The organism is Serratia sp. CY55921, assembly GCF_052167655.1.
GTDB classification, from domain to species: Bacteria; Pseudomonadota; Gammaproteobacteria; order Enterobacterales; family Enterobacteriaceae; genus Serratia; species Serratia ureilytica.
The window spans coordinates 2,698,753-2,718,071 of record NZ_JBJNMU010000001.1 but is presented as its reverse complement, the minus strand read 5'-3'; the positions used below and the strand labels follow the sequence as shown (position 1 = coordinate 2,718,071).

General features: G+C 62.2%; 16 protein-coding genes. 12 read left to right on the top strand and 4 right to left on the bottom strand.

Annotation, left to right across the window (positions count from 1 at the left end):
* Window positions 1-72: 72 nt before the first annotated feature.
* The 4 genes from ACJ8M3_RS13200 to ppnP all read left to right on the top strand — a co-directional run bounded on the left by ACJ8M3_RS13200 (window position 73) and on the right by ppnP (window position 4,416).
* A complete protein-coding gene (locus ACJ8M3_RS13200) occupies window positions 73-1,851 on the top strand; it encodes a type I secretion system permease/ATPase (protein ID WP_047572472.1) in 1,779 nt (592 codons plus the stop codon).
* Window positions 1,848-3,179 carry an HlyD family type I secretion periplasmic adaptor subunit gene (locus ACJ8M3_RS13195; RefSeq protein WP_060432541.1) on the top strand — a complete coding sequence of 444 codons (1,332 nt, stop codon included), beginning with the start codon at window positions 1,848-1,850 and terminating at the stop codon, window positions 3,177-3,179. Before ACJ8M3_RS13200 ends, ACJ8M3_RS13195 begins: the two co-directional genes overlap by 4 nt.
* Before the next feature lie 2 nt (window positions 3,180-3,181).
* Window positions 3,182-3,973 (top strand): energy transducer TonB, encoded by a 792-nt coding sequence (locus tag ACJ8M3_RS13190; protein ID WP_089196636.1) that lies wholly within the window; start codon window positions 3,182-3,184, stop codon window positions 3,971-3,973.
* Window positions 3,974-4,125: 152 nt separating this feature from the next.
* Complete coding sequence (gene ppnP, locus ACJ8M3_RS13185; RefSeq protein ID WP_004940463.1) at window positions 4,126-4,416, top strand: pyrimidine/purine nucleoside phosphorylase; 291 nt, start codon at window positions 4,126-4,128, stop codon at window positions 4,414-4,416.
* Between the two features lie 65 nt (window positions 4,417-4,481).
* Here the strand turns inward: ppnP and rdgC are convergent, their stop codons facing one another.
* Window positions 4,482-5,393, bottom strand: coding sequence for a recombination-associated protein RdgC (rdgC, locus tag ACJ8M3_RS13180; protein ID WP_004940461.1), 912 nt, complete (start codon window positions 5,391-5,393; stop codon window positions 4,482-4,484).
* Between the two features lie 216 nt (window positions 5,394-5,609).
* On the opposite strand from rdgC, the gene mak reads away from it, so the two are divergent.
* The 3 genes from mak (at window position 5,610) to ACJ8M3_RS13165 (ending at window position 7,243) form a co-directional block, all read left to right on the top strand.
* Window positions 5,610-6,524: a fructokinase gene (mak, locus tag ACJ8M3_RS13175; RefSeq protein WP_046688346.1), complete on the top strand. Its 915-nt coding sequence runs from the start codon at window positions 5,610-5,612 to the stop codon at window positions 6,522-6,524.
* 102 nt (window positions 6,525-6,626) lie between these two features.
* The gene (locus ACJ8M3_RS13170) at window positions 6,627-6,860 is read left to right on the top strand and encodes a type II toxin-antitoxin system Phd/YefM family antitoxin (RefSeq protein ID WP_004940455.1); all 234 of its coding nucleotides are present in this window, start codon (window positions 6,627-6,629) and stop codon (window positions 6,858-6,860) included.
* Entirely contained in the window at window positions 6,857-7,243 is a 387-nt protein-coding gene (locus tag ACJ8M3_RS13165) for a type II toxin-antitoxin system VapC family toxin (RefSeq protein ID WP_089196637.1), read from the top strand. Before ACJ8M3_RS13170 ends, ACJ8M3_RS13165 begins: the two co-directional genes overlap by 4 nt.
* Here ACJ8M3_RS13165 and licT read toward each other — a convergent pair.
* From licT to sbcD, 3 genes are all read right to left on the bottom strand, one after another.
* Entirely contained in the window at window positions 7,240-8,088 is an 849-nt protein-coding gene (gene licT, locus ACJ8M3_RS13160; RefSeq protein ID WP_033642044.1) for a BglG family transcription antiterminator LicT, read from the bottom strand. The genes ACJ8M3_RS13165 and licT overlap by 4 nt on opposite strands.
* 231 nt (window positions 8,089-8,319) lie before the next feature.
* On the bottom strand, window positions 8,320-11,571 hold the full coding sequence (sbcC, locus tag ACJ8M3_RS13155) for an exonuclease subunit SbcC (protein WP_089196638.1): 3,252 nt from the start codon (window positions 11,569-11,571) through the stop codon (window positions 8,320-8,322).
* Window positions 11,568-12,800, bottom strand: a complete 1,233-nt coding sequence (sbcD, locus tag ACJ8M3_RS13150) for an exonuclease subunit SbcD (RefSeq protein ID WP_033651069.1) — start codon at window positions 12,798-12,800, stop codon at window positions 11,568-11,570. The genes sbcC and sbcD overlap by 4 nt, the downstream gene beginning before the upstream one ends.
* A gap of 215 nt (window positions 12,801-13,015) precedes the next feature.
* Here sbcD and phoB point away from each other — a divergent pair, with 215 nt between their 5' ends.
* The 5 genes from phoB (at window position 13,016) to proY (ending at window position 19,305) form a co-directional block, all read left to right on the top strand.
* Window positions 13,016-13,705, top strand: a complete 690-nt coding sequence (phoB, locus tag ACJ8M3_RS13145; RefSeq protein WP_004940438.1) for a phosphate response regulator transcription factor PhoB — start codon at window positions 13,016-13,018, stop codon at window positions 13,703-13,705.
* Between the two features lie 24 nt (window positions 13,706-13,729).
* Window positions 13,730-15,046 (top strand): phosphate regulon sensor histidine kinase PhoR, encoded by a 1,317-nt coding sequence (gene phoR, locus ACJ8M3_RS13140; protein ID WP_033642047.1) that lies wholly within the window; start codon window positions 13,730-13,732, stop codon window positions 15,044-15,046.
* A gap of 14 nt (window positions 15,047-15,060) precedes the next feature.
* Window positions 15,061-16,023 carry a PstS family phosphate ABC transporter substrate-binding protein gene (locus ACJ8M3_RS13135; protein ID WP_122004303.1) on the top strand — a complete coding sequence of 321 codons (963 nt, stop codon included), beginning with the start codon at window positions 15,061-15,063 and terminating at the stop codon, window positions 16,021-16,023.
* Between the two features lie 485 nt (window positions 16,024-16,508).
* On the top strand, window positions 16,509-17,825 hold the full coding sequence (brnQ, locus tag ACJ8M3_RS13130; protein WP_021504688.1) for a branched-chain amino acid transport system II carrier protein: 1,317 nt from the start codon (window positions 16,509-16,511) through the stop codon (window positions 17,823-17,825).
* Window positions 17,826-17,898: 73 nt separating this feature from the next.
* Entirely contained in the window at window positions 17,899-19,305 is a 1,407-nt protein-coding gene (gene proY, locus ACJ8M3_RS13125; RefSeq protein ID WP_033651183.1) for a proline-specific permease ProY, read from the top strand.
* Window positions 19,306-19,319: the final 14 nt, after the last annotated feature.

Here is a 19,319-nt window from a genome sequence, read left to right as displayed (position 1 = left end):
TCGCGGCCGTTTGCCCGCCGGCGCCGCGCGCCCCGGCGGGCATTTTCTCGTTTTTAGCCGATGGAAAACGCCATGAAAAACGCCGTCAGGCGCGGAGAAGTGATGAGCGTGCTGGCCGCATACCGGCGCGGATTTTGGGGCATCGCGCTGTTTACCGCGGTGATCAACCTGCTGATGCTGGCCCCGGCGCTGTACATGCTGCAGGTCTACGATCGCGTGTTGCCGTCGGGCAACCGCATGACGCTGGCGATGCTGACCCTGATGGTGGTCGGCCTTTACCTGTTTATGGGGCTGCTGGAGTGGGTCCGCAGTCAGGTGGTGATCCGCCTCGGCGCCCAGATGGATATGCGCCTGAATCAGCGGGTCTACGACGCCGCCTTCGAAACCAATCTGAAAACCGGCAACCCGCTGGCGGGACAGGCGCTGAACGATCTGACCAACCTGCGCCAGTTCGCCACCGGCAATGCGCTGTTTGCGTTCTTCGATGCGCCCTGGTTCCCGGTTTATCTGCTGGTGGTGTTTCTGCTCCACCCCTGGCTTGGCGCGTTGGCCAGCGCCGGGGTAATCGTGCTGGTGCTGCTGGCCTGGCTCAATCAGCGGGTGTCGCAGGCGCCGCTCGCAGAGGCCGGCCGGGTCGCGCTGAGCGCCACGCAGCAGGCCAACGGCAACCTGCGCAACGCCGAAGCCATTGCCGCCATGGGGATGCTGACCGACTTGCGCCTGCGTTGGTTGCGGCAGCATCAGCAGTTCCTGCTGTTGCAGAACCGCGCCAGCGAGAAAATCGCCGCCGTCACCGCCTGGTCGAAAACCGTGCGGCTGGCGCTGCAGTCGCTGATGTTGGGCTGCGGCGCGCTGCTGGCGGTCAACGGCGACATTACGCCGGGCATGATGATCGCCGGATCGATCCTGATCGGCAGGGTGCTGGGGCCGATCGATCAGCTGATCGGCGCCTGGAAGCAGTGGTCGTCGGCGCGCCAGTCCCTGCAGCGGCTGGAGGTGATGCTGGCCGCCAACCCGCCGCAGGCGGCGAGCCTGCCGCTGCCGGCCCCCAATGGCACCTTGACCGTGAATCAGCTGGCCGCCAGCGCGCCCGGCGGGAGCGCACCGGTATTGCACGGCGTCAGTTTTCGTCTGGAGGCCGGTGAGGTACTGGGCGTCATTGGCGCATCCGGCTCCGGCAAAACGCTGCTGATGCGCCAACTGGTCGGCGCGTTGACGCCGCTCAGCGGCGACGTGCGGCTGGACGGCGCGGATATCCGGCAGTGGGATAAACAGCAGCTGGGGCCGCATATCGGCTATTTGCCACAGGATATCCAGCTGTTCGCCGGTACCCTGACGGAAAACATCGCCCGCTTTGGCCAGGTTGACGCCGAGAAGGTGGTGGCCGCCGCCGCGCTGGCCGGCGTGCACCAATTGATACTGCATTTGCCCAAAGGGTATGAAACTGAGCTGGGTGAGGGCGGCAGCGGCCTGTCCGGCGGCCAGCGTCAGCGCGTGGCGCTGGCGCGCGCGCTGTACGGTTCTCCGGCGTTGGTAGTGCTGGATGAACCGAATGCCAACCTCGATCGTGAAGGGGAAGAGGCGCTGCAGCGGGCGATCGAAGCGTTGAAGGCGCGCGGCACCACCATCGTGTTAGTGACTCACAAACCGGCGATCCTGGCGACCACCGACAAATTGCTGGTGCTGGCCGCTGGCCAGGTGCAGCACTTCGGCCCCAGTGACGCCATCCTGAAAAAGTTGCCTGGTTTTGCGCCCGCTGCCGTACCGGCCAACGTCGGCCGCAGCAGCGGTGGCTTCAACGTCAACTACGCCAACTTTGCCAAAACGGCCAGCGGTGAACGAAAAGTATGAGCAATCAGAGTGTGATCCCCGGCGATATCGACGCCCTTTCCCGGCAGTTCGACGAAGGGCGCCATCTGCGGCTCGGCGGCTGGCTGGTGCTGTTGGGGTTTGGCGGTTTCCTGCTGTGGGGGCTGTTGGCGCCGCTGGACAAAGGCGTACCGGTCTCCGGCAGCGTGGTGGTGGCCGGTAACCGCAAGGCGGTACAGCACCCGAGCGGCGGCGTGGTGTCGCAAATTCAGGTGCATGAAGGCGACCGGGTTCGCGCCGGGCAGGTGCTGCTGCTGATGGATACCGTCGACAGCCGCACCCAGCGCGATGCGCTGCGCAGCCAGCAGTTGAGCAACGCCGCGCAGCGGGCGCGGCTGCAGGCCGAGCGCGACGGCCTGCAGGCGATCGCTTTCCCGGCATTGCTGCAAGCGCGGCGGGAGGAGCCGGAGGTGATGTCGTTGATGCTGTTGCAACAGCAGCTGTTCACCAGCCGCCGTGCGGCGTTGCAGAGCGAGCTGGCGGCGATCGCGGAGAGCATCGCCGGATCGCAGGCGATGCTGGAGGGGATCCGGCAGTCTTACGCCAGCAAACAGCGGCAAAAGGCCATGTTGCAGGAGCAACTGGGCGGCATGCGCAAGCTGGCGGCGCAGGGGTATGTGGCGCGCAACCGGCTGTTGGATCTGGAAGGACAGTATGCGCAGATTGACGGCCAGGCATCCGAGGATACCGGCAATATCGGCCGCCTGGGGCGCCAGATCCTGGAGCTGAAGCTGCGGGCGATCCAGCGGCGGGAAGAGTATCAGAAAGAGGTCAGCAGCCAGCTGGCCGAGGTGCGGATGAAGCTGGACGAACTGGATAACCGCCTGGCCAAGGCGGAGGCCGATCTGGGCCATACGCAGGTGAAAGCGCCGGTGGCGGGCACCGTGGTGGGGCTGAGCGTGTTCACCGAAGGCGGCGTGATCGGCGCCGGTCAGCAGCTGATGGAGATCGTGCCCAGCGATCGGGGGCTGCAGGTGGAGGCGCGTATCCCGGTCGAGCTGATCGACAAGGTGCAGGTGGGATTGCCGGTCGAGCTGTTGTTCTCGGCGTTTAACCAAAGCACCACGCCGCGCGTCGAGGGCGAGGTGACACTGGTCGGGGCCGATCGCCTGACCGACGAGAAAAGCGGCGCGCCCTATTACAGCGTGCGCGCCAAGGTCAGCGAAGCGGGGCTGCAACGCCTGAACGGGTTGGAGATCCGCCCGGGGATGCCGGTCGAAGGCTTCATCCGCACCGGCGAGCGTTCGATGATGAACTACCTGTTCAAACCGCTGACCGATCGCCTTCATCTGGCGCTGACGGAAGAGTGAGCATGTCGGTTTCGCCGCTGCCTTTCGCCGCGCCCGGCGCTGCCATGCCCTGGCGCCGTTGTCTGGTGCTGGTGCTGGCGCTGCATCTGCTGGGCGCGGCGTTGTTCTGGCCCTGGCGGGACAAGGCTGAGCCGCAGTGGGTGCCGTCGCCTGCGGTCATGGTGGTGATGGCCGCCGCACCGCAGGCTCCGGCTGAGGTAAAACAACCGCCGGGGCAAAGGACGCCTCCGCCTCAGGTTGAACCGCCGGCGCCCCCGGAGCCGTTGCCGGCGGTGAAAGTGCCTGAAGCCGCGCGGCCGAACATCGCCGTACCGCCGAAGCAGAAAAAACCGCCCAAGCCGGTGAAGAAAAAAAACCTGTCGCGCACGCCGCCGCAGGAGAAAACGATCGCGCCGCCGAAGGTTCAGGAGCAAAGCGCCGGCGCGCCGCCGCCGGGCCGGGCGGATAAAACGGCCGCGCCGCAAACCCGCCTGATGCCCTATGCGCAGACAGGAGAGGATAGCTGGCGCAGCCGCATCAACAGCCGCCTTAATCGCTTTAAGCGTTACCCCAAAGACGCATTGCGGCTGAAGCGCCAGGGCGTCGGGCAGGTGCGTTTTACGTTGGACAGGCAGGGCCATGTGCTGGCGGTAACGCTGGTCAGCAGCGCCGGGCTGCCGTCGCTGGATCGTGAAATCCAGGCGCTGGTCAAGCGCGCTTCGCCGCTGCCGACGCCGCCGGCGGACGCTTACGTCAACGGCACGGTGGAGTTGACGTTGCCGATCGATTTCAGTTTACGCGGCGTGGGTTTTTGACGCGGTGGTTTCATGGCGATGGCCTGAGCGTGACGCACGGAAACCTTTGCCTCTGCGCCGCGATCGCATTTCGCGTGAAAAACCAGTGACAGATCAACCGCAATCCCCCAATATGGATTTTCCATACAAGATGATGACGCGGGTGCCAGTCTATGCTGAAAGTGAATGAGTATTTTGCCGGAAAAGTGAAGTCTATCGGTTTTGACAGTAGCAGCATCGGTCTTACCAGCGTGGGTGTGATGGAAGAGGGCGAATACACCTTCTCCACCGCGCAGCCGGAAGAAATGACGGTGATCACCGGGGCGCTGAAAGTGCTGCTGCCGGGCGCGCCGGACTGGCAGGTGTTTACGCCGGGCGAGAAATTCTTCGTGCCGGGGCACAGCGAGTTCAACCTGCAGGTGGCCGACGCGACCGCCTATCTGTGCCGCTACCTGAGCAAATAAAGGTTGCTCGTTAGGGGAACGCAGGGCTCAGCGAACGCTGGGCCCTGGTCGTTTCTGAGGCGGGATTAACGCTGGGCTTCGCCGCCGAGCGCTTCGATGGTGTTTTTGATCAACGCCGCCAGCTCGCTGGTCATCAGGATAAAGTCGGCGTCAAAGCGCTGGGCGAAGTCATCGCGATCGATATCGTCGTTCTGCTCGCGCAGCGTGTCGGCGAACTTCAGGCGCTTGAGCGAGCCGTCGTCCGACAGCATCAGCTGAATGCGCTCCTGCCAATCCACCGCCAGCTTGGTTACCAGCTTGCCGGCTTCGATGTGCACCGCGATTTCGTCGCTGATCAGATTCTGTTTCTTGCAGCGGATCACGCCGCCTTCTTCCAGAATCGCTTTCAGTTCCGCTTCATCCTGAATGGCGAAGCCGGCCGGCATCTCGCCGGAACGCACCCATTCGGTCAGCGTCAGTTCGATCGGGCTTTCCATGGTCAGCGGCACCACCGGCAGCGAGCCGAGGCTCTTGCGCAGCAGCGCCAGCGTATCTTCGGCGCGTTTGGCGCTGGCGGCATCGACCATGATCAGATCGTTGACGGTGTCGATCCACATGAAGGTCTGGTTGAAGCGGCTGAATGCGCGCGGCAGCAGGCTGTGCAGCACTTCGTCCTTCAGCGCGTCTTTCTCGGTCTTCTTCAGTTTGCGGTGTTGTTCCGCCTCCAGGCGCTCAATCTTGGCCTGCAGCTCTTGCTTGATGACCGGCGACGGCAGGATTTTCTCTTCTTTGCGCGCGCAGATGACGATCTGACCGTTGACCGCGTGCGTCAGCGCATCGCTGTGCGAGCCCATCGGGGAGACCCAGCCGGTCTTCGCCATGTCCTGGCTGCCGCACGGCGTGAAGGCGAACGCGCTGAGTTGTTTTTCCATTTCATCCGCGTTTAGCGCCACTTCGCGGCTCAAACGGTAAACCATCAAATTCTTAAACCACAGCATAATGTTATCCCAGGCTGGGCGTGCGTTCGGCACGCTGATTCGTCAAAAGCAGGGCGGCATGATAACGAATTGACGCTGAAAAATCGCCCCATTCTCTCTGAATTGCGTCGCTTTACGCAGCGAGAAAGGACGGGACGGAGGGTGGGAAACAGGTGATTCATTCGCGCGCTTACATTAGGCTGTGGCAACGCTGCGCGGCATCGAGGAGAAAAATACGTGCGCATTGGCATCGATTTGGGTGGAACGAAAATTGAAGTGATTGCGTTGGCGGACGACGGGCGGGAGCTGTTTCGCCATCGTATCGCCACGCCGCGCCATGACTACCGGCAAACTCTGGCGGCGATCGCCGGGCTGGTGAAACTGGCCGAGGATCATACCGGCGAACGGGGATCGGTCGGGATCGGCATTCCCGGCACGCTGTCGCCGTTTACCGGGCGGGTGAAAAACGCCAACTCGGTGTGGCTCAACGGCCAACCGCTGGACGAGGATCTTTCGGCGCTGCTGACGCGAGAGGTGCGCATCGCCAACGATGCCAACTGTCTGGCGGTGTCGGAAGCCACCGATGGCGCCGGCGCCGGCGCGAAAACCGTGTTTGCGGTTATCATCGGCACCGGCTGCGGCGCCGGCGTGGCGCTGAACGGCCAGGCGCATGCCGGCGGCAACGGCATCGCCGGTGAATGGGGGCACAATCCGCTGCCGTGGCAGGATGACGATGAGCTGCGTTACGCCCGCGAAGTGCCGTGTTACTGCGGCAAGCCGGGTTGCATCGAAACCTTTGTTTCCGGCACCGGTTTCGCCACCGACTATGCGCGCCTGAGCGGCAATGCGCTGCAAGGGCATGAGATCATGGCGCTGAGCGAGCGGGGCGATGCGTTGGCGGAGCAGGCGATTGGCCGCTACGAAATGCGGCTGGCGAAATCGCTGGCGCACGTGATCAACATGCTGGATCCGGATGTGGTGGTGCTCGGCGGCGGTATGAGCAACGTGGATCGTCTGTATCGCACGGTGCCGCAACTGGTGAAAGGCTGGGTGTTCGGCGGCGAGTGTGAAACGCCGATCCGCAAGGCCGTTCACGGCGACTCCAGCGGCGTGCGCGGTGCGGCCTGGCTGTGGCCGCAACAGCAGCGCTAAGCGTTGCAACAAAGCGCGAGGCTGCTCGCGCTTTAAACCCTTCACTGTACAAAAACTGGACGGCGCTTTATGCTTTAGCTAACTTAGCTAAGGAGGACGCGTATGCCGATTCAGGCCAATATGCACGAAGCCAAATCCAATCTGAGCCAGTTGGCGGACAGAGCCGCGGAGGGAGAAACCGTGATTATTGCAAAAGCAGGGAAGCCGTACGTACAGCTGGTCGCCATCAAGGGGGAAGCGCGCCGCCCTGGCGCTGCCAAGGGCAGGTTCACCGTGCCGGCGGATTTCAACGCCGGGGATGCGGCCATTGCGGCGTTGTTTGAGGGCGATGAATGAAGCGCCTGTTGCTGGATACCCACGCGTTGCTGTGGTGGCTGATCGACGACGCCTGCCTGGGCGTGAACGCCAAAAGGCAGATCGCCGATCCGGGCAATGCGGTGTACGTCAGCGCGGCCAGCATTTGGGAGATCTCGATCAAGCAGGCGCTGGGCAAACTGGCGCTGCCGGAAGACATCTTTGCGATCATCGAGGCCGAGAATTTTCTGTCTTTGCCGATGGACGCCTTTCACTGCCAACAGGCCGGGCAGCTGCCGCCCCATCATCAAGATCCTTTCGATCGCATGCTGATCGCACAGGCGCAGGCCGAGGGGCTGACGCTGATCTCCGCCGACGCGGTGTTTCCGCAGTACGGCGTGCGGGTGGCGGACGCCCGCCGTTAAGCCGGCTTTTCCTCGCTTTCGCTGCGCACCCGTTCGATATGAATGGTCAGAAACATCATCTCTTCCGTGGTGAGCTGATGCTGATAGTGCTTTTCGATGTGGCGGTTGATCTTACCGGCGCAGGCGAATGACTCGGGGTACTTCTCTTTCACCACCTGATACAGCGAATCGTCGTCGCTGTCGACGTAGTTTTTCCCCAGCAGCCGTTGGGCGAAAAATTTCAAGTGGGTGACGAACCGGTGGTAGCTCAGGGATTCCTCGTTGTAATCAAAGCGGAAATGGTACTTGACCAGGTTGAGGATCTCTTGCATCACGCGGGTAATGTGCAGCGTGTTGTGCATCTCGTCGTTAAGCTGAGCGTTGACCAGGTGCAGGGCGATAAATCCGGCTTCGTCCTCCGGCAACACGGTATCCAGCCGCTGTGCGATCAGGGCCAGCGCCTCCAGCCCGACGGCGAATTCGGCCGGATAGAGTTTTTTAATCTCCCACAGCAGCGCATTCTTGATATCCAGCCCTTGCGCATGGCGCTGCAGGGCGAAGTGGATGTGATCGGTCAGCGTGATGTAGACGATGTTATGCAGCTTGCCCGGCAGGCGTTCGCGGGCGAGGGTGATGATTCTGTCGGCGGTGGTGACGCAGGCCAATGGGATCTCGGCGAGCAGCTCTTTATAGCGCTCGGCGATTTCTCCGCCGTTATGGGTGAAGACCTTTTCGATCAGGCTTTCGTCCAGCGTATCGCCGGGCTTCTTTTTAAAGCCGATTCCTTTTCCCATCACCACCGTCTCTGCCTGACGGTCGTCCAGCGTAATCACCACGTTATTATTGAGTATTTTAGCGATTTTCATGGTTTTTCCCGGTGTTTCAGCATCCTGAAAACGAAAAAACCTGACGCCCGGAAGCGATCCCGGGCGTCAGGTTTTGCCTGTATTTTATCTTTCTGCCCTGCGGCCTGAGCGGCGGAGGGGATACAGTAACAATCCTGTTATGCCTGCATAATAACCCGTGCTCGCCGCGGCTCAACGCTTTTCACCGCGGAGTGCCGCCACGGTCACACTTCTGCGCCGCGCGCGGCGGGATCATTCCAGCCTGAAGTGCGCCTCCAGCCGGCTGACGCCAAGCCCGTTGACCTTTTTCACCTTGATTTGCACCGGAATACGCTCTTTCATCGCCTCGACGTGGCTGATCACGCCAATGGTTTTACCGGAAGCATTCAGGCTGTCCAGCGCGTCCAGCGCGGTATCGAGGGTTTCGGCGTCCAGCGTGCCGAAGCCTTCGTCGAGGAACAGCGAGTCGATGCTGGTTTTGTGGCTAACCAGATCGGACAACGCCAGCGCCAGCGCCAGGCTGACCAGGAAGCTCTCGCCGCCGGACAGGGTGCGGGTATCGCGCAGCGCATCGGCCTGCCAGGTGTCCACCACCTGCAGCTCCAGCGCGTCGCTGGTTTTGCGCTGCAGCAGGTAGCGCCCGTGCAGCCGGCCGAGCTGCCGGTTGGCCAGATAGACCAGATGATCGAGCGTCAGCCCCTGAGCGAAACGGCGGAACTTGTCGCCTTCTTTCGAGCCGATCAGCTGGTTGAGGTAGCTCCAGTCGTCGTAGTCTTGCTGGCTGCGGGCGATTTGCTCGAACAGCGCCTGTTGATTGAGACGACGGGCGGCGTCGCTTTCCAGCTGGTTGCGCAGTTCGCCCTGGCTCAGCTGCAGCGCCTTCAACTGCTGTGCCAGCTCGGCCAGCGATTGAGTGAGCGCATCGATATCCGCATTGGCCTCATCCAGCCCTTCAGGACGGCACTGCCGATGCTGCTCCAGCGTTTGCGTCGCCTGTGTCAGCAGGGCGGCGGCCTCCACCTGCCGCTGTTGCAGCCGCTCTTTGCGCTGCTGCAATTCGCGACGCAGGGCGTCGTCCAGCAGCGCGGCGGCGAAGGCGGTTTCATCGGCGAACTCGCTGTCGGCCAGCGCCTGCTGCCACTGCTGCTGCGCCTGCTGCAGCCGCTCCTGCATCTGGGTGAGCTGTTGTTGCAGCCCGGCCTGCTGGCCGGCCAGGCGTTCGCGCAGTTCCTGCGCCTTTTGCCACTGCTCGGCGGCCTGAACGCTGGCCTGTTCGCAGGCGATTTGTTTGGCGCGCAGCTGTTCGCGCACCTGAGCCACCTGCTGTTCGCCGAACAGCGCCAGCCGCTGCGCACGTCGTTCAGCGAGGGTTTTCTCGCCTTCTTGCCAGCGTTGTTGCAGCTCTTGCTGCTGTTGCAGGCTGTCGGCGTGGGCTTTATGCAGCAGCGTAAAGCGTTCTTCGAGCAACGCCAGCTGTTGCTGCGTCTGCTGCTGCTGCGCTTGCAGAGCGGTGAGCGCGTCTTTCGCCTGCTGTACCGCCTGCGCCGCCTGTTCATGCTGCTGCAGCGCCTGTTGCCCGCACCGCTCTTCGTCGTCGCAGCCGTTCAGCCAGGCGCTGAGTTGCTCGCCATCCGCCAACGTAAAGTCGAACGCCAGCGGTGCGCTGAGCTGCCGCCACTGCTGCTGTTGGGCAGCCAGCTGCTGTTCATCCTGCGCGATGGTTTGCTGTTGGCGCTGTTGTTGTTCCTGCAGGCCTTCGCAGCGGGTACGCAGCTCGGTGCCCTGGGTTTGCAGTTTCTCGGCGAGGGTACGCATCTCGACCAAACGCTGTTCCGTGGCCGAAGGCTGCACCGCCTGATACTGCTCTACCGCCGGATGGCTGGTGGAACCGCACAGCGGGCAGGGGGCACCGTTCTGCAGCAGGGCGCGCTCCGCCTCCAGACTGACGATGCGTTTTTCCAGTTCGTGGATCCGCTCCACTTCCTGCAGCTGCGCCTTGTGCTGTTTGAATTGCTGACGCGCGTTCTCCAGCTGTTGTTGCAACCCGGCGAGCTGCGTTTGCCGCTCGGCATGCTCCGCCTGTTGCCGGGCCAGACGCTCGCGAGTCTGACGGTGAAGGGATGTCAGAGTAAACAGCTGCTGGCGCGTTGGGCGCAGGTCTGCCAGGGCGCTCAGGCGCTGGCGCAGCGGGGCCAGCGGCGTTTTCGCCTCCAGTGCCTGCTGCTGTTGCTGTTGAACGGCCAGCGCTTCGCTCAGCGCGCTCAGTTGCTGCTGATGCTGTGCGGCCTGCGTCGTCAGTTGGTGGCGTTGGACGGTGAGTTGCTCCAGCGCGGTCTGTTGTTTAGCGCACTGCTGCGCGGCGGCATCGCCGGCCTGTCGCCGCTCGGCCTGGGTCGATAGCAGTTGGGCTATTTGGTGATCGAGCGGGGCGACCTGCTCGTCGATCAGCTGTTGCTGTTGCCGCATATGCTCGGCATGGGTTTGCTGCGCCTGGCGGGTTTTCTCCACCGCCTGCTGCAGCGGTGCCAGCTGCGCCGAGTGCTGTTCCTGTTGCTGCGTCAGCTGGGCAGCCTGCTGTTGTATCGTTTGTAGCTCGGTGCGGCAGCGATCGCGTTCGCCGCGCAGCGGCCGCAATTTCTCGGCCGGTTCGCTGAGCGCCAGCCGCTGCAACTGCGGGGCGGCCTCGGCCTGCTCGCGCTGGGCGGTTTCCAGCCGCCGTTGACCCTCGTTTTGCTGTTGCCGGAGGCGTTGCCATTGCTGCAGCCAGCTCAGCGCCTGTTGCTGTTGCTGAGTTTGCTCGCCGAGAGCACTTTCCTGCGCGCTCAGCGCCGTCAGCTGTTCAGTCAGGGAGTGGCGCTGTTCATCATTCAGCAACTCGATGCCGCTGGCGCGCTGGTGCAACGCATCCAGGTCGGTTTTGGCCTGCTTGTGCGACTCGAACACCTGTTCGGACAACCGCCCGTAGATTTCGGTGCCGGTCAGCTCTTCCAGCAGCTCGGCGCGATCGTTGGCGTCGGCGTTGAGGAACGCGGCAAACTGCCCTTGAGACAGCATCATCGATTTGGTGAAGCGGCCGAAGTCCAGCCCGGTGATGGCGGCGGTGATCTCCAGCTTGTCGCGTACCTTATCCGCCAGGATCTTGCCGTCCTCGCGGCGCGCCAGTTCGACCTTCGGCGCCTGCAGATTGCCGTCCGGCGCATTTTTGGCGCGGCGCTGGCTCCAAAAGGCGCGATAGCCGATGCCCTTGACCTCGAATTCGACCTCCGCCAGCGACTCGGCGGTGTGGCGGGTCATCAGCTCATTCTGGCTCGGCGTGACGTTGAGGCGCGGCGTTTGGTGATACAGCGCCAGGCAAATGGCGTCCAGCAGGGTGGTTTTGCCCGCGCCGGTCGGGCCGGTAATGGCGAACAGGCCGTTGCTGGCGAAAGGCTCGGCGGTGAAGTCAATTTTCCATTCGCCCTGCAGCGAGTTGAGGTTTTTTAACCGCAGGCTGAGGATCTTCATGAATTCGTCTCCTCGGCGTTATGCTGCACCGCCTCGACCACCTGGCGGAACATCTGGCGCATCCGCTGTTGACGCGTTTCGGGCATCTCAGCCTCCTGCGCCAGGCGCCGTTCGAACACTTCGTTGACGCTCAGCTCGTTCAGCGTTTCCTTATCCTGCTGCGCAATCGCCTGGCGGCGCTGCTCTTTGCTGCGCCGTAGCAGCACCACTTCCACTGGCAGCTCATCCGCCAGCAGCTGGATGCGGCGCTGGATGTCGCTGAGGTAGTCCTGCGTCGCCACTTCGATATCCAGCCACACCGGCCGCTCGCCGGCATAGTCGGCAAATTGCCGCAGCTGCCGTTCGATCTCGGCCAGATCGCCTTTGATCAGCTGCATGGGCTGGAACTGCGGGATCGTTAACGCGTCAACCCGCTGCAGGGTGCCGTCGGCGAAATCCACCAGGAAGACGCTTTTGGCTTTGCCCAGCTCATCGAAGCTGAGCGGGATCGGCGAGCCGCTATAGCGAATATGCTCCGATTTGGCGACGTTCTGCGCGCGGTGAATGTGGCCCAGCGCGATATAGTCGGCGGGCGGGAAAGCCTGCGCCGGGAAGGCGTCGAGGGTGCCGATATAGATGTCGCGCACCGAGTCGGAGGTGGTGACGCCGACGGTGGTCAGGTGGCCGGTGGCGACGATCGGCAGCGGCAAGCCCAGCTGGTCGCGGCGCTCGCAGGCCGCCTGATACAGCGTCTGATAATGTTCGGCGATGGCTTCCTGCAGCGCCTGCTGTTTCTGTGCGCCGGATTCGCCGGCGCGGCTGGTGAGCAGATCGCGCGGCCGCAGGAACGGAATGGCGCACAGCACCGCGCCCGGCTGGCCGTCGCGCCGGTTCAGCACCACGATTTGCTGTTCCGGGGCGCCTTGCGCGCTGGCGATCACCGTGGTGTTCAGGCAGGAGAGCAGCTCCCGCGATTCGTTCAGCGTCGCTACCGAGTCGTGGTTGCCGCCCAGCACCACCAACTGGCAGCCGGTGCGCTGCAGTTCCACCACGAAGCGGTTGTACAGCTCGCGGGCATAGCTGGGCGGTGAGCCGGTATCGAACAGATCCCCGGCGACGATCAGCGCATCCACCTGTTGCTGTTCGATCTGTTCGATCAGCCAGTTCAGAAAAGCCTGGTGCTCGGCGGCGCGGCTTTTGGTGAAAAAGTACTGGCCAAGGTGCCAGTCAGAGGTGTGGATCAGGCGCATGACACTCCCGGATGCAAAGATAATGGCGATGATTATAAAGGCCGCGGCGGCGGCTGTCCTGGCGCAATGATGATGACAACCGGATGATTTTTCTTTACTGCGGGAAATAATCGCTATGCTTACTGCCTATAACAGCCGGTTTTTTTCATAAAAGTGTCACAAAACTGACGCATAATGGCGCCCGAAAAGTCGCTAACACATTGGCAGGATTGACGATGGCAAGACGCATACTGGTGGTGGAAGACGAAGCGCCGATCCGTGAGATGGTGTGCTTTGTGTTGGAACAAAATGGTTACCAACCGTTGGAAGCCGAGGATTATGACAGCGCCGTGACGCGTCTGTCTGAGCCGTTCCCTGATTTGGTGTTGCTTGACTGGATGTTGCCCGGGGGTTCCGGCATTCAGTTTATCAAACATATGAAGCGCGAAGCGCTGACCCGCGATATCCCGGTGATGATGTTGACCGCGCGCGGCGAAGAAGAAGACCGGGTGCGCGGCCTGGAAGTGGGGGCGGATGATTACATCACCAAGCCGTTCTCGCCCAAGGAGCTGGTGGCGCGCATCAAGGCGGTCATGCGCCGCATTTCACCGATGGCGGTGGAGGAGGTGATTGAAATGCAAGGGCTGAGCCTGGACCCGTCCTCCCACCGCGTGATGGCGAACGATCAGGCGCTGGACATGGGGCCGACCGAGTTCAAGCTGCTGCACTTCTTTATGACCCACCCGGAGCGGGTTTATAGCCGTGAGCAGTTGCTTAATCACGTCTGGGGCACTAACGTTTATGTGGAAGACCGTACCGTTGACGTGCATATCCGTCGGCTCCGCAAGGCGTTAGAAACCAGTGGGCATGATAAAATGGTTCAAACCGTTCGGGGCACCGGCTACCGGTTCTCAACGCGCTACTGATCGCGCTGCGCTGGAGAATATGCCGTGTTAGAACGTCTGTCGTGGAAGAGGCTGGCTCTGGAGCTGGCTCTTTTTTGTTTGCCCGCCTTACTGCTGGGGCTGATTTTCGGTTATCTGCCCTGGTTCCTGCTGGCCTCCGCGCTGGCTGCGCTGGTGTGGAATTTCTACAACCAGCTCAAACTCTCCCATTGGCTGTGGATCGACCGCAGCATGACGCCGCCGCCCGGCCGCTGGAGCTGGGAGCCGCTGTTTTATGGCCTGTATCAGATGCAGCAGCGCAACCGCCGCCGCCGGCGCGAGCTGGCGCTGCTTATCAAGCGCTTTCGCAGCGGAGCCGAATCGCTGCCTGACGCGGTGGTGATGACCACCGTCGAGGGCAACATCTTCTGGTGCAACGGGCTGGCGCAGCATCTGCTCGGCTTCCGCTGGCCGGAAGACAACGGCCAGCACATCCTTAACCTGCTGCGTTATCCGGAATTCAGCCACTATCTGCAACAGCAGGAGTTTTCGCGTCCGCTGACGCTGCAGTTGAACAACGAACACTACGTCGAATTCCGCGTGATGCCGTATTCCGAAGGGCAGTTGCTGATGGTGGCGCGCGACGTCACCCAGATGCGCCAGCTGGAGGGCGCGCGGCGCAACTTCTTCGCCAACGTCAGCCATGAGCTGCGCACGCCGCTGACGGTGCTGCAGGGCTACCTGGAGATGATGGGCGACGAAGAGCAGGACGGTTCGCTGCGCAGCAAGGCGCTCAGCACCATGCAAGAGCAGACCCGCCGGATGGACGGGCTGGTCAAGCAACTGCTGACGCTGTCGCGCATCGAGGCGGCGCCCAATGTCGACATGAACGAGCGGGTGGATATCCCGCTGATGCTGCGGGTGTTGCAGCGCGAGGCGCAATCGCTGAGCGGCGGCAATCATGAGATCACCTTCCGGGTTAACGAGCAGCTCAACGTGTTCGGCAATGAAGACCAGTTGCGCAGCGCGGTGTCTAACCTGGTGTACAACGCGGTCAACCACACGCCGAAGGGCACCCATATCGAAGTGAGCTGGCAACAGACGGCGCAGGGCGCGCAGTTCCAGGTCAGCGACAACGGGCCGGGCATCGCCGCCGAACACCTTCCGCGCCTGACCGAGCGTTTTTACCGCGTCGACAAGGCCCGCTCGCGCCAGACCGGCGGCAGCGGGCTGGGGCTGGCGATCGTCAAACACGCGCTCAGCCATCACGACGCGCGGCTGGAGATCCTCAGCGAGCCGGGGATCGGCACGCGCTTTATCTTTACCTTACCCAACCGGTTGATTGTTCCCGCCGCTTTATCAGAGAATGCGGTGAAAAATTAACGCGAGACACCGGTATGACCCGAATAACCCGAGGGCTGTTGCTTTGCCTGGCGCTGCTGGCCGGACGCGGCGCGCTGGCGCAGCCCGATGGCATGTTGGCGGGCAACCTGTCCAGCGTCGGCTCCGACACCCTGGCGAATCTGATGGCGTTGTGGGCGCAGGATTTCAGCCGGCATTACCCCAACGTTAACCTGCAGATCCAGGCCGCCGGCTCGTCGACCGCGCCGACCGCGTTGGCGGCGGGCGCCGCGCAGCTGGGCCCGATGAGCCGGCCGATGAAGGCGGCTGAGGTTTCGGCGTTCGAACACCGTTACGGCTATGCGCCGCTGGCGGTGCCGGTGGCGGTGGATGCGCTGGTGGTGTTGGTGCATCAGGACAACCCGCTGCGCGGCCTCAATCTGCAGCAGCTCGATCGCATTTTCTCCGCCACCCGGCGCTGCGGTGAAAGCAAACCGCTGACGCGCTGGGGCGAGCTGGGGCTCAGCGGCGATTGGGCGACGCGCTCGCTGCAGCGCTTCGGCCGCAACTCGGCTTCGGGCACCTACGGCTATTTCAAACTGCGCGCGCTGTGCGGCGGCGATTTTATGCCGCGCGTCAATGAGCTGCCCGGCTCGGCCTCGGTGGTGCAGGCGGTGGCCGGTTCGCTCAACGGTATCGGCTATGCCAGCATCGGCTTTCGCGCCAGCGGCGTGCGGCTGCTGCCGTTGGCGGAGTCGGGAGAAGACTATGTCGCGCCTACCGCCGCCAACGTGCGCAACGATCGCTACCCGCTGTCGCGCTATCTCTATATCTATATCAACAAAGCCCCCAATCAACCGCTTGAGCCGCTGACCGCCGCGTTCCTCGATCGCGTGCTGTCGACACCAGGCCAGAGCCTGGTCAACCACGACGGCTATCTGCCGCTACCGCCGGCCACCCTGCAGAAGACCCGTCAGGCGCTGGGGTTGCCACTGCTCGCGCCGGCCATGGCGCAATAAGCGACAAAAAACGGCGCAATTTTCACCTTTTTTTATGGCGAAACGAAGCTCATACCACGCGAAAATCGGCTTTTTATTGGTGATTTCGAGCGGTAAAGCGATATATGCTTCACGTTTTGTGAATTCATTGTTCAAAAATGATACAAATCATGTAGTGTATATTTATTGATAACCAATATGATCGACTGGTGGCAAAAGTTTATATGGTCGATAGCTCTGCTTTTCGCCGTGCGTCTTGCCTTGAAGCGCTATAAACGTTTACCTTAGCCTTCGTTGTCGGATTAAACCTCCATTTTTATAACTCCTAAAATTTTGCCCATCTTTATGAGCGGCCACTTTCGAATAGGGACATAAACGCCGGATCGACTGCGTTTAGGGTGCTTATTTGGCGCGGCGACGATCGGGCATGCCGGCAACCGGGTGGGGCGTCACGCCACCACGCTATCGGACCCTTTTTTTCATTTGAACAGGCAACACGACATCGTATGAGTCATCGTTTAACGTCAAAAGATATCCTGGCACTGGGCTTTATGACCTTTGCCTTATTCGTCGGGGCCGGGAACATCATCTTCCCGCCGATGGTCGGTTTGCAGTCCGGTGAACACGTCTGGACTGCGGCGCTGGGCTTCCTGATCACCGCCGTGGGCCTGCCGGTCATCACCGTCATCGCGCTGGCGCGCGTCGGCGGCGGCATCGACGCCCTCAGTTCGCCAATCGGCCGCGGCGCCGGCTTGCTGCTGGCGACCGTCTGCTACCTGGCCGTCGGCCCGTTGTTCGCGACGCCGCGTACCGCCACCGTGTCCTTCGAAGTGGGCATCGCCCCGCTGACCGGCGACGGCGCCATGCCGCTGTTCATCTACAGCCTGGTGTACTTCGCGCTGGTGATCGGCATCTCTCTGTATCCGGGCCGCCTGCTCGATACCGTCGGCCATGTGCTGGCGCCGCTGAAGATCGTCGCGCTGGCCGTACTGGGCATCGCCGCGCTGCTGTGGCCTGCCGGTGCGCCGATTCCGGCGACGACGGCTTATCAGAGCGTGCCTTTCTCCTCCGGCTTCGTTAACGGCTATCTGACCATGGATACGCTGGGCGCGCTGGTGTTCGGCATCGTTATCGTCAACGCGGCGCGTTCGCGCGGCGTGAAAGACGCCGGTTTGTTGACCCGCTACACCATTCTGGCCGGTTTGATCGCCGGCGTGGGCCTGACGCTGGTGTACCTGAGCCTGTTCAAACTGGGTTCCGGCAGCGGCGCGCTGGTGCCGGACGCCACCAACGGCGCGGTGATCCTGCACGCTTACGTTCAGAACACCTTTGGCGGCCTCGGCAGCTTCTTCCTGGCGGCGCTGATCTTCATCGCCTGCATGGTGACCGCGGTGGGCCTGACCTGCGCCTGCGCCGAGTTCTTCGCGCAATACCTGCCGTTCTCGTACAAGACGCTGGTGTTTATTCTGGGCCTGTTCTCGATGGTGGTATCCAACCTCGGCCTGAGCCACCTGATCCAGATCTCCATTCCGGTGCTGACCGCGATTTACCCGCCGTGCATCGTGCTGGTGGTGCTGAGCTTCACCCTGCGTTGGTGGCACAGCGCGCCGCGCATCATCGCGCCGGTGATGCTTGTCAGCCTGTTGTTTGGTATCCTTGACGCGGTGAAAGCGTCCAGCTTCCAGCAGCTGCTGCCGGCCTGGACCACTCACCTGCCGCTGGCGGAGCAGGGGTTGGCATGGTTGCCGCCTTCGCTGCTGATGCTGGCGCTGGTCGCGATTTATGATCGGGTGTGCACGCGTTCCCAAGTGACCGCGCACTGATAATCCCCCGGCTTAATCTAGGGCCACGGACATGTCCGTGGCTTTTTTACGTTTAAAACTATGGGTCATTTTCATGCAACAACAGTCACCCACCACTGTCCCCGACAATAAGCTGAAACGCGGCCTCAGTACGCGTCATATCCGCTTTATGGCGTTGGGGTCGGCCATCGGCACCGGCTTGTTCTACGGCTCGGCGGACGCCATCAAAATGGCCGGTCCGAGCGTGCTGCTGGCTTACCTGATCGGCGGCATCGTGGCCTTCATCATCATGCGTGCACTGGGGGAGATGTCGGTCAACAACCCACAGGCCAGCTCGTTTTCCCGCTACGCGCAGGACTACCTCGGCCCGATGGCGGGTTACATCACCGGCTGGACCTACTGCTTTGAGATCCTGATCGTCGCCATCGCCGACGTGACCGCCTTCGGCATTTATATGGGGGTCTGGTTCCCGGAAGTGCCGCACTGGATCTGGGTGCTGAGCGTGGTGCTGATCATCGGCGCCATCAACCTGATGAGCGTCAAGGTGTTCGGCGAGCTCGAGTTCTGGTTCTCGTTCTTCAAGGTCGCCACCATCATCATCATGATCGCGGCCGGCATCGGCATCATCATCTGGGGCATCGGCAACGGCGGGCAACCGACCGGCATTCATAACCTGTGGTCGAACGGCGGCTTCTTCAGCAACGGCTTTATCGGCATGATCCTGTCGCTGCAGCTAGTGATGTTCGCTTACGGCGGCATTGAAATCATCGGCATCACCGCCGGCGAAGCCAAGGATCCGAAAAAATCGATTCCGAAAGCCATCAACTCGGTGCCGTGGCGCATTCTGGTGTTCTACGTCGGCACGCTGTTCGTCATCATGTCTATCTACCCGTGGAACCAGGTGGGCACCAACGGCAGCCCGTTCGTGCTGACTTTCCAGCATATGGGCATCACCGTGGCGGCGGGCATCCTCAACTTCGTGGTGATCACCGCTTCGCTGTCGGCGATCAACAGCGACGTGTTCGGCGTCGGCCGCATGCTGCACGGCATGGCCGAGCAGGGCCATGCGCCGAAGATGTTCAGCAAGGTGTCGAAACGCGGCATTCCCTGGGTGACGGTGGTCGTGATGATGCTGGCGCTGTTGCTGGCGGTATACCTCAACTACATCATGCCGGAGAGCGTGTTCCTGGTGATCGCCTCTCTGGCGACTTTCGCCACCGTGTGGGTGTGGATCATGATCCTGTTCTCGCAAATCGCCTTCCGCCGCAGCCTGAGCAAAGAGCAGGTGAAGCAGCTGGCGTTCCCGCTGCGCGGCGGGGTGTTCACCTCGGTGGTGGCGATCGTGTTCCTGGTGTTCATCATCGGCCTGATCGGCTACTTCCCGACCACGCGCGTCTCGCTTTACGCCGGCCTGGTCTGGGTGGTGTTGCTGCTGGCGGGGTACTGGTTCAAGGTCAACCGTCAGAAAAAACGCGCGCTGCTGGCGACGCAGCAAGACTAAATGGAAAAACACCG

Bases quoted from the DNA above. Each gene is read 5' to 3' on its own strand.
- ACJ8M3_RS13200 (WP_047572472.1), top strand. From the start codon at position 73: ATGAAAAACGCCGTCAGGCGCGGAGAAGTGATGAGCGTGCTGGCCGCA.
- ACJ8M3_RS13195 (WP_060432541.1), top strand. From the start codon at position 1,848: ATGAGCAATCAGAGTGTGATCCCCGGCGATATCGACGCCCTTTCCCGG.
- ACJ8M3_RS13190 (WP_089196636.1), top strand. From the start codon at position 3,182: ATGTCGGTTTCGCCGCTGCCTTTCGCCGCGCCCGGCGCTGCCATGCCC.
- ppnP (WP_004940463.1), top strand. From the start codon at position 4,126: ATGCTGAAAGTGAATGAGTATTTTGCCGGAAAAGTGAAGTCTATCGGT.
- rdgC (WP_004940461.1), bottom strand. From the start codon at position 5,393: ATGCTGTGGTTTAAGAATTTGATGGTTTACCGTTTGAGCCGCGAAGTG.
- ACJ8M3_RS13170 (WP_004940455.1), top strand. From the start codon at position 6,627: ATGCCGATTCAGGCCAATATGCACGAAGCCAAATCCAATCTGAGCCAG.
- ACJ8M3_RS13165 (WP_089196637.1), top strand. From the start codon at position 6,857: ATGAAGCGCCTGTTGCTGGATACCCACGCGTTGCTGTGGTGGCTGATC.
- licT (WP_033642044.1), bottom strand. From the start codon at position 8,088: ATGAAAATCGCTAAAATACTCAATAATAACGTGGTGATTACGCTGGAC.
- sbcC (WP_089196638.1), bottom strand. From the start codon at position 11,571: ATGAAGATCCTCAGCCTGCGGTTAAAAAACCTCAACTCGCTGCAGGGC.
- sbcD (WP_033651069.1), bottom strand. From the start codon at position 12,800: ATGCGCCTGATCCACACCTCTGACTGGCACCTTGGCCAGTACTTTTTC.
- phoB (WP_004940438.1), top strand. From the start codon at position 13,016: ATGGCAAGACGCATACTGGTGGTGGAAGACGAAGCGCCGATCCGTGAG.
- ACJ8M3_RS13135 (WP_122004303.1), top strand. From the start codon at position 15,061: ATGACCCGAATAACCCGAGGGCTGTTGCTTTGCCTGGCGCTGCTGGCC.
- brnQ (WP_021504688.1), top strand. From the start codon at position 16,509: ATGAGTCATCGTTTAACGTCAAAAGATATCCTGGCACTGGGCTTTATG.
- proY (WP_033651183.1), top strand. From the start codon at position 17,899: ATGCAACAACAGTCACCCACCACTGTCCCCGACAATAAGCTGAAACGC.